Source organism: Actinacidiphila sp. bgisy160 (assembly GCF_965342435.1).
Classification (GTDB): Bacteria; Actinomycetota; Actinomycetes; order Streptomycetales; family Streptomycetaceae; genus Actinacidiphila.
The window spans coordinates 1-8,550 of record NZ_CBDRCM010000102.1 but is presented as its reverse complement, the minus strand read 5'-3'; the positions used below and the strand labels follow the sequence as shown (position 1 = coordinate 8,550).

Here is an 8,550-nt window from a genome sequence, read left to right as displayed (position 1 = left end):
GCGGCGCTGCACCAGCAGCTTGTAGAGGGTGTGCTGGATGGTCTCCCGCACCTGGTCGGTCAGGTTGAAGACCAGCATCGGGTCCTCTGCCGCCTCCGGCGCGTAGCCGTCCGTCGGGATCGGCTCACCGAACTGGATCGTCCACTTCGTCGGCAGCGGCACCATGCCCAGCGGACCCAGCCACGGGAACGTCGGCGTCACCGGGAAATACGGGAAGCCCAGCAGCCGGGCCACCGTCCTCGCGTTGCCGATCATCGGGTAGATCTCCTCCGCGCCCACGATGGAGCACGGGACGATCGGCACCCCTGTTCTGAGCGCGGTCGCGACGAAGCCGCCCCGCCCGAAGCGCTGCAGCTTGTAGCGCTCGGAGAAGGGCTTCCCGAGCCCCTTGAACCCCTCGGGCATCACACCGACGACCTCTCCGCGTTCGAGCAGCAGCTGGGCGTCCTCCGCGCAGGCCAGGGTGTGCCCGGCCTTGCGGGCCAGCTCGTTGACGAGCGGCAGCATGAAGACCAGGTCGGCCGCCAGCAGCCGCAGGTGCCGTCCCGCGGGGTGGTTGTCGTGGACGGCGACCTGCATCATCAGCCCGTCCATCGGCAGCGTCCCGGAGTGGTTGGCCACCACCAGGGCACCGCCCTCGGCCGGGATGTTCTCGATCCCCTTCACCTCGACCCGGAAGTACGACTCGTACAGCGGCCGGAGCAGCGACATCAGGACCTGGTCGGTGAGCTCCTCGTCGTAGCCGAAGTCGTCGACCTCGTAGTCGCCGGTGACCCGGCGGCGCAGGAATGCCAGGCCGTGGGCCACCTTGCGCTCCCAGGGCCCGCCGAGCAGCCGGTCCGCGGCCGAACCGAGCGCCGCGGCCAGCGGGCCTCCCGCGGCGCCGGACGGCCGCTCGGCGACCTCCTCCGGGGCCTGCGTGCCCTCGGACGCCCCACCGGCACCATCGGCGCCCGGCGGGTCCGCGGAGGCCGTCACGGCGTCCTGGAGGGCGTCGGGCTCCGCCGCGGCACGCGCGCCCCGCTCCTCCACCGGCAGTGCGGCCACCGCGTTACCGGTGTCACCGCCGGCCTTGCCGCGCGCCGCGGCCCGCCCGCGCGACCGCGGTGCCCCCCTCCGGGTCCGCGAGTCCTCGTCGAACGGGATGACCTTGGCGTCCGCCATGGCGCGGTTCCTCCTCGCAGCATTGCTCACGAGCTCAGTCCTCGGGGCCCACCGGCGGGGACCAGCGCGGCGAGCCGGTCGACGGTCTCGGCGAGCCGGTCGGGCGGCAGCAGGCCGGGGCCGCGACTGCGGGCGAAGTCACTGAAGGTCTCGGCGGTGGTGTACTTCGGGGCGAAGCCGAGCGTCTCGCGCATCTGCGTGGTGTCCACGACCCTGCCGTGGGTGAGCAGCCGGATCTGTTCGCGCGAGAAGTCGGTGACGCCGGCGGTGCGCAGCATCTGCCCCACCCAGGTGACGGCGGGTAGCAGCACCGGCACCGTGGGCTTCCCCAGCCGTCGCGCGGTCTGCGACAGCAGGAGTACCCCGTCACCGGCGATGTTGAACGTGCCGCTGTTGATCGTCCCGTTGCGCTCGTCGCGCAGGGCCAGCATCAGGACGTCGATGACGTCGTCCTCGTGGACGAACTGCAGCCGCGGGTCGTAGCCGAACACGGTCGGCAGCACCGGCAGCGCGAAGTACTCCGCGAGCGGGGTGTCGGCCCGCGGGCCCAGGATGTTGGCGAACCGCAGGACCGATACGGCAACGTCCGGGCGACGCCGTGCGAAGCCGCGTACGTATCCCTCGACTTCGACCGCGTCCTTGGCGAAACCGCCACTGGGCAGCGACTTGGGCGGCATGGACTCCGTGAAGACCGCCGGGTCGCGGGGCGCGGAGCCGTACACGCTCGTCGTGGACTTCACCACCAGGCGGCGCACCGTCGGGGCCTTCTGGCAGGCGCCCAGCAGCTGCATCGTGCCGATGACGTTGGTCTCCTTGACCGCGGTCCGGCTGCTGCGGCGAGGCAGGGTGCCGCTGACGTCCATGTGGACCACCGTGTCCACCGTGTGCTCGGCCAGCACCTTGGCGATCATCGGGTGCCTGATGTCGGCACGGACGAACTCCGCGCCGCCCAGATGGTGCGCGGGCGGCATCGCGTCGACCCCGATCACCCGGTCGACGTCGGGGTCGCGCATCACACGTCGTACCAGCCGGCCGCCGAGCTGGCGGGCGACTCCGGTCACCAGCACCACTTTGCCCAAGATCAGCGCCTTCCCTCGCACCGCATGTACGCACCGTATCGGTTCGTTGTTGCGCCGTGATGACGCCCGAACGCACGACCACCGCCAAGGATCGCCCGGCCGGGCCTTCCCGCGGTCCCCCCGGGAACGCCACTGCCCTCCCGCCCCCACGGTCCGTGGGGGCGGGAGGGCAGTGAAGTGCGAAGCGTAGCTCGCTTACTTCTTGTTGCGACGCTGCACACGCGTACGCTTCAGCAGCTTGCGGTGCTTCTTCTTGGCCATACGCTTGCGCCGCTTCTTGATGACAGAGCCCACGACTACCCTCGCTTCGTTTTCACTCGGTGCGGGGCGTCCGGGCCCACACGACCTACGTCGGCACAGCCTACCCGTCCGCAAGCGCCGAGCAGAAACCGAGGCGGTCGTCAGGCAGTTTCCCCCACCCCCACGTAGGACTCACGAAGATAGTCATGGACGGCCTGCTCCGGCACCCGGAAGGACCTCCCCACCCGGATCGCCGGCAGATGACCGCTGTGCACCAGCCGGTACACGGTCATCTTGGACACTCGCATCACCGCGGCGACCTCTGCCACGGTCAGGAACACGACCTCGTTGAGAGGCCTCTCGCTTGAAGCCATGACACACCGAACCTTCCGCACATGACGGGCACCGGCTTCCCCTCCGGTGACTCCCTCTCGCACGTGCGCTCCTCCCCAGACTAGGTGCGGGTGATGCAAGTGGGGAAGAGGAGTAGCGATCGGTTGGCTACTGTGACAGACACGCTCGATTGAGTACATAGCGCGTAAGCGGTCGGTAGTAATCGGAGCGCACAGCGTCATCGAGCGGAACCGCGACCGAAACCCTGCCCTCCGCCTCGGCGACGAAAACCGCGGGGTCGTCCGAATCTGCCAGCCCGATGGCCTCGACGCCCAGCTGACCTGCTCCGCAGACCCAGCCGTGGTCTCCCACCACGAGGCTCGGCAGCAGTCCCCCACGTCCTGCCGCACCCGCCAGCGCGGCCCTTACCGGGAGCGGGGAGTGCGTGTGTACCGCCGGCGCACCACGGGCGCCCTCACCCGGCGCGTCCCGGACCGTCGCGACTCCCCCTACGTACCAGAGGTTGCGCGTGCGTAGGCCGAATTGCGTCGTCATGTCGATACGTCGGCCATGCGATGGGGTGAGGATGGGACATCCCGCCGCCGACAGGGCGGCCGCCAATCCGGCGTAGAAGCCGAGCAGGCGATGCGGGTGACCAGTACCGATGAGTACGGGCTCCCTGCGCCGCGCGGCCTCCCTCAGCCGGACGGCGAAGGCCTCCAGCCCCGCCAGGGTGCGATCGGGGTCGATCACATCCTGTCCGGAAGTGAGCCCCGGGTCAGGCGAAACCCCACACCGGTCGGCCATCAGCCGCAGGAGACCGGGCTGCGTCCAGCGCCGTACCGGCTCCAGCCCCAACGTCTGCCGCGGATCGCCCGCCACGAACAGCCGATAGCTGCGCAGGCTCTTCTCCCGCGGTGTCGTCACGACCCCCGCGATCCCCGCCCCCACCAGATGCGCCCGCAGCGCGGCAACAGTCACCACCCGCCGATGGTGGCCTCCTCCGCTTCCTTCACGTGCCGGAACGGCCCGAACATCACTCTCCGGGGGCGGGGGGTCCGGGTCGGCGCCCCCGGCGGACCCCTCCGCACACTTCAGACATACCGCGCGACAGCGATGGGAGGGGCCCGTGGCCCGTCCGTCATCCGCAGCGGCCCCGTCTGCCGCGTCCTGCGGGTGGCCGACGCCTCGGTGATGTCGGCCCCGGTCTCCGCCAGCACCAACGCCACCGTCTACGCCATCGCCGAACGGGCCGCGGAACTGCTGCGCGCCGGCGCCCGACCATCGCCCCGCGGGCCGGCCGCGCCTTACGGCAGCAGCCCGTGCAACGGGAAGACCGCTCGCCGGGTCGCCAGGATCGCCTGGTCCAGCCGGTCCGCCGGGTCGTAACCCGCGTCGTGGAAACCGGTGAACACCGCGTCCCGCCCGTCCGTCATCCGCAACGGCCCCATCTGCCGCGTCCTGCGGTACACCTCCGCCCGCCATTCCTCGGGCGTCGCCGTCTCCGGCGCCACCGGCCGCCCGGCGGCGATGCCGACCAGGTGCGTCCACGTCCGGGGCACCACGTCCACCACGGCGTAGCCGCCCCCGCCCAGGGCGACCCACCGGCCCCCGGCATGCTCATGCGCCAGGCCGTGCAGTGCCTCCGCCACGGCCCGCTGCGCGTCCAGGCTCACCGCGAGGTGCGCCAGCGGGTCCTCGAAGTGCGTGTCCGCGCCGTGCTGGGTCACCAGCACCTGCGGCCGGAAGGCCGCGAGCAGCTCCGGCACGACCGCGTCGAACGCCCGCAGCCAGCCCTCGTCCCCGGTGCCGGCCGGCAGGGCCACGTTCACCGCGCCGCCCTCCGCGGCGGGGCCGCCGGTCTCCTCCGGCCAGCCGGTCTGCGGGAAGAGCGTGCGCGGGTGCTCGTGCAGCGAGATCGTCAGCACCCGGGGGTCGTCCCAGAAGGCCGTCTGGACGCCGTCGCCATGGTGCACGTCCACGTCCACGTACGCGACGCGCTCCGCGCCCAGCTCCAGCAGCCGGGCGACGGCCAGCGCGGCGTCGTTGTAGACGCAGAAACCCGAGGCCAGAGCGGGCATCGCGTGGTGCAGGCCGCCCGCGAAGTTCACCGCGTGCGTCACCTCGCCGCGCCACACCGCCTCGGCCGCCCCCACAGACTGGCCCGCGATCAGCGCCGAGACCTCGTGCATGCCCTCGAACGCGGGGGTGTCCTCGGTGCCGAGGCCGTACGCCAGTTCCGTCATGCCCTTGGGGTCGGCTGAGGCGCGGCGCACGGCCGCCACGTACTCCGCGTCGTGCACCAGGCGCAGCGTCGAGTCGCCTGCCGCGGGGGCCGCGGTGACCGTGAGCGCCCGGTCCAGTCCGAGGGCCCGGACCAGCCCCATGGTCAGCGCCAGCCGCACCGGGTCCATCGGGTGGCCGCGACCGAAGTCATAGCCCGTTACCTGCTCGTCCCACATCAGCTGTGCGCGGCCGCTCATGGTCGACACCGTAGCGGGCGGCCTCCGTCCCGAACGAGCGGGCGTACAGCAGTGTCGCCGCCACCAGCAGCATCGGCACCAGCATCGCCCCCCGGTAGCTCCACGCGTCGCCCAGCGCGCCCACCAGAGGGGAGCCGACAAGGAAGCCGACGTAGTTGAAGATGTTCAGCCGCGCGATCGCGGTGTCCGAAGCCCCCGGGAACAGCCGCCCGGCGGCCGCGAACGTCTGCGGCACGATGACGCACAGCCCGAGGCCGAGCAGTGTGAAGCCCGCCATCCCCACCCACGCGCCCGGAGCGACCGCGACCACCGCGAAGCCCGCCGCCGCCACCAGCGCGCCGACCCGCACCACCGCCGCCGCCCCGAAGCGCCGCACACCGAGGTCACCGACCGAGCGGCCCAGGAGCGTGGTGACCATGTAGACGTTGTACGGGACGGTGGCCAGCTGCTCGGAGCCGCCGAGCACGTCCTGCAGGTACTTCGCGCTCCAGTTGGAGACGGTCGAGTCCCCGATGTAAGCGAAGGCCATCACCAGGCAGAGCGGCAGCAGCAGCCGCATGGCCACGGGAGCCGCGGTCGAGGCGGGAGGGACGGCCAGGGTGTCGTGGGTTCCAGCCTTCCCGTCGACGTACCAGCGGCCGGCCACCAGCGTCAGCGGGATCAGCACCGCCACCACCGGCCCGTACAGCACCGCCAGCGAAAGGTGCCAGTGCGCCCCCGCCCAGGCCAGCGACGCGCCGAGGATGCCGCCGAAGCTGTACGCGGCGTGGAAGCCCAGCATGATGCTGCGGCCGTACGCGCGCTGCAGGCTCACCCCGAGCATGTTCATGGACGCGTCCAGGGCGCCGACGCATATCCCGAAGACGGCCAGCGCCGTGGCCAGTTGCCACAGCGCGCCCCCGGCGCCGGCGCCCAGCAGCGCCAGGCACACCACCGGCTGTACCCAGCGCAGCACCACGCTCGGCCGCACCCGCTTCACCAGGTGCTCGGTGACGACGCTCCCCATGCCCGCCAGGACGGGCACCGCGGCCAGGAACGCCGGCAGCAGCGCGTCACTGACCCCGTACCGGTCCTGCAGCGCCGGGATCCGGGTCACCAGCAGCGCGAAGGCCGCCCCCTGCGCGAAGAAACCGACGGCCAACGAGGCCCGTCCATGGCGCAAACCGCCGTCGATGCCGTCCATGAGCGTGCAGCGTAGAGCCGCCGGCTACGGACGGGTAGCTCGATCACACGAACAGTTTCGCGGGCAGCTCCGCCATGTCCGCGAACAGCGCCAGCGCCCCGGACAGCTTCTCCGCCGGCGTCATCGCCGTGAAGCCGTACACGTCCATCCCGGCCGCCACCGCCGCCCGCACCCCGAGCGGACTGTCCTCCACCACGGCGCACCGCTCCGGCGCCACGCCCATGGTGCGCGCCGCGTGCAGGAACAGGTCGGGCGCCGGCTTCCCGCGTCCGACGTCCTGCGAACTGAAGATCCGCTCCTCGCCGAAGTACCCGTACAACTCGGTCTTCTTGAGCGCGACCCGGATCCGCTCGTGGCTCCCGGAGGACGCGACGCAGTACGGCACCCCGTCGGCCGCGAGCTTCCCCAGTACGGTCCCCACGCCCGGCACCGGCTGCAGCTCACGCCGGAAGCCATCGAAGACCCGCGCGTAGTACGTGGCGTCGAAGTCCTCCGGCAGCCGCTGTCCCGTGCGCTCCGCCACCAGGTCGTGGACGCGGTGCATCGCGGAGCCCATGTAGTCGCGGACGGACTCCTCGTACGTGGTGGGGTGGCCCAGCTCCGTCAGCAAACCCGCCAGGATGCGGTTGGAGAGGGGCTCGCTGTCCACGAGCACGCCGTCGTTGTCGAAGATGACCAGGTCGTAGCGCACCGCACCACTGTAGTCGGCCACCGGTTCCGCCCGGTCGTGCCGAATGTCCTCGTCCGCCACCACCGCCCGCCCATGATGGACAGCCATGGGACGGCCACGTCCTGATGAAGGGGGAACCACCATGAGACAACCAGACCCCGCCACCTCCACGGCGGTACTGGCCCTGGGCCCGGCGCCGGTCACCCTGCTTCCGGCGAGCACGGCCGGAGCCCGCAGCGCGGCCGCCGCGGCCGTCGACAACCGGGCCCGTACCGGCGGTTGGGCCTACCAGAGTGATGCCCACGAGGGAGCCCGGGCGCGACACTCCGTCAACCGGACGTGTGCGTGGGGTGCCTCATGAAGCGCCGCGGCCTTCTCGCCGCCGGGCTGCTGGGCCTCACCGCTCTGATGGCCACCGCCGACCCGGTGGCTGCCGACACGGACAGCGGCCCGCGGCTCGTTGTCCTCGACACGCTCCCAGGAGGTTCCGGCGAGGTGCGTGCCCTGGGCCGCCCCGGTTTGGCCGCCGGATCCAGTGACCGCGTCCCCGTCTACTGGACCGGCCGCACCGTCCATCGCATTCCCTTCCCCTTAGACCTGGGCAACGGCGAAGGCGAAGTCGAAGCCGTCAACCAGCATGGATTGATGGTGGGAACCATGCGCCCGTGGTCGGGTCCCGACTTCGGCTTCAGTTACAAGCCGGGATGGCCGGTTGCCCGGGTTCTGCCCGAAAGCGCCTTCGCGACCGACGTGAACGACCACGGACAAATCGTCGGCGGCAACTGGCATGAGGGCTTCGTCTGGCGTGGCACACGCGTTGAGCGCCGACTCCTCCCCCCGTCCCCGTTCGGACCCGGCATCGGCCATGTCACCGGCATCAACAACGCCGGGACCATTATCGGCTCCAGCGGCTCAACGGGCGTGGTGTGGAAAGCCGGCACGACCGGCGCCGCCGAGGTCCTGTCACCCACTGAGCCTCCCGAGGGCGTGTTCCACGTGCCTGCCGCCATCGACGAGCACGGCCGAATCGTCGGCGCCACGACCAACTTCTTTTCCGACAGCGCGTACGAGACCTACTGGGATCCGCCCTACGACGCCGACGGCGTCGAGGTCCCGGGCCTTCCGGGCTACTCCAGCGAGGGCTACTTCCTCGCCATCAGCCCCAGCACCGGACTCGTCGCGGGCTCGGCACCGACGAGTTTCGGCTCCCCACCCGACTTCCCTCCCGGCACAGCCGAGTTCTGGACCGGCTCGGGCCCGATACGCGCCCTGCCCCGCCTCGCTGACGACGAGAACAGCGACGCGGGCGCCTATGCGGCAGCCGACAACGGGACCGTCGGCGGCTACTCCTTCGTCGACGGTGTCAGCAAACCCGTCCTATGGACCTGCGTGCACTGA

The 8,550-nt window shown here is 71.4% G+C and carries 10 protein-coding genes; 2 read left to right on the top strand and 8 right to left on the bottom strand.

Translation table 11 applies throughout. The features are described 5' to 3' along the window. From ACRWNP_RS36545 to ACRWNP_RS36510, 8 genes are all read right to left on the bottom strand, one after another. A partial coding sequence (locus tag ACRWNP_RS36545) for a lysophospholipid acyltransferase family protein (RefSeq protein ID WP_431969226.1) occupies window positions 1-1,164 on the bottom strand: 1,164 nt, incomplete at its 3' end. Between the two features lie 26 nt (window positions 1,165-1,190). Further along, window positions 1,191-2,243 (bottom strand): NAD-dependent epimerase/dehydratase family protein, encoded by a 1,053-nt coding sequence (locus ACRWNP_RS36540; RefSeq protein WP_431969224.1) that lies wholly within the window; start codon window positions 2,241-2,243, stop codon window positions 1,191-1,193. A 195-nt stretch (window positions 2,244-2,438) separates the two neighbouring features. Further along, on the bottom strand, window positions 2,439-2,537 hold the full coding sequence (locus ACRWNP_RS36535) for a 30S ribosomal protein bS22 (RefSeq protein WP_003948845.1): 99 nt from the start codon (window positions 2,535-2,537) through the stop codon (window positions 2,439-2,441). A 107-nt stretch (window positions 2,538-2,644) separates the two neighbouring features. Continuing rightward, window positions 2,645-2,857, bottom strand: coding sequence for a helix-turn-helix domain-containing protein (locus tag ACRWNP_RS36530; protein ID WP_018558718.1), 213 nt, complete (start codon window positions 2,855-2,857; stop codon window positions 2,645-2,647). A gap of 127 nt (window positions 2,858-2,984) precedes the next feature. Continuing rightward, complete coding sequence (locus ACRWNP_RS36525) at window positions 2,985-3,800, bottom strand: phosphatase (RefSeq protein ID WP_431969222.1); 816 nt, start codon at window positions 3,798-3,800, stop codon at window positions 2,985-2,987. Between the two features lie 323 nt (window positions 3,801-4,123). Beyond that, window positions 4,124-5,299, bottom strand: coding sequence for an acetoin utilization protein AcuC (locus ACRWNP_RS36520; RefSeq protein ID WP_431969220.1), 1,176 nt, complete (start codon window positions 5,297-5,299; stop codon window positions 4,124-4,126). Continuing rightward, window positions 5,250-6,482: an MFS transporter gene (locus ACRWNP_RS36515; RefSeq protein WP_431969219.1), complete on the bottom strand. Its 1,233-nt coding sequence runs from the start codon at window positions 6,480-6,482 to the stop codon at window positions 5,250-5,252. Before ACRWNP_RS36515 ends, ACRWNP_RS36520 begins: the two co-directional genes overlap by 50 nt. A gap of 43 nt (window positions 6,483-6,525) precedes the next feature. After that, the gene (locus tag ACRWNP_RS36510; RefSeq protein WP_431969228.1) at window positions 6,526-7,173 is read right to left on the bottom strand and encodes an HAD family hydrolase; all 648 of its coding nucleotides are present in this window, start codon (window positions 7,171-7,173) and stop codon (window positions 6,526-6,528) included. A gap of 121 nt (window positions 7,174-7,294) precedes the next feature. Between ACRWNP_RS36510 and ACRWNP_RS36505 the strand changes: the two genes are divergently transcribed. Both ACRWNP_RS36505 and ACRWNP_RS36500 read left to right on the top strand, forming a co-directional pair. Continuing rightward, a complete protein-coding gene (locus tag ACRWNP_RS36505) occupies window positions 7,295-7,513 on the top strand; it encodes a hypothetical protein (RefSeq protein WP_431969218.1) in 219 nt (72 codons plus the stop codon). Further along, the gene (locus ACRWNP_RS36500; RefSeq protein WP_431969216.1) at window positions 7,510-8,550 is read left to right on the top strand and encodes a hypothetical protein; all 1,041 of its coding nucleotides are present in this window, start codon (window positions 7,510-7,512) and stop codon (window positions 8,548-8,550) included. The genes ACRWNP_RS36505 and ACRWNP_RS36500 overlap by 4 nt, the downstream gene beginning before the upstream one ends.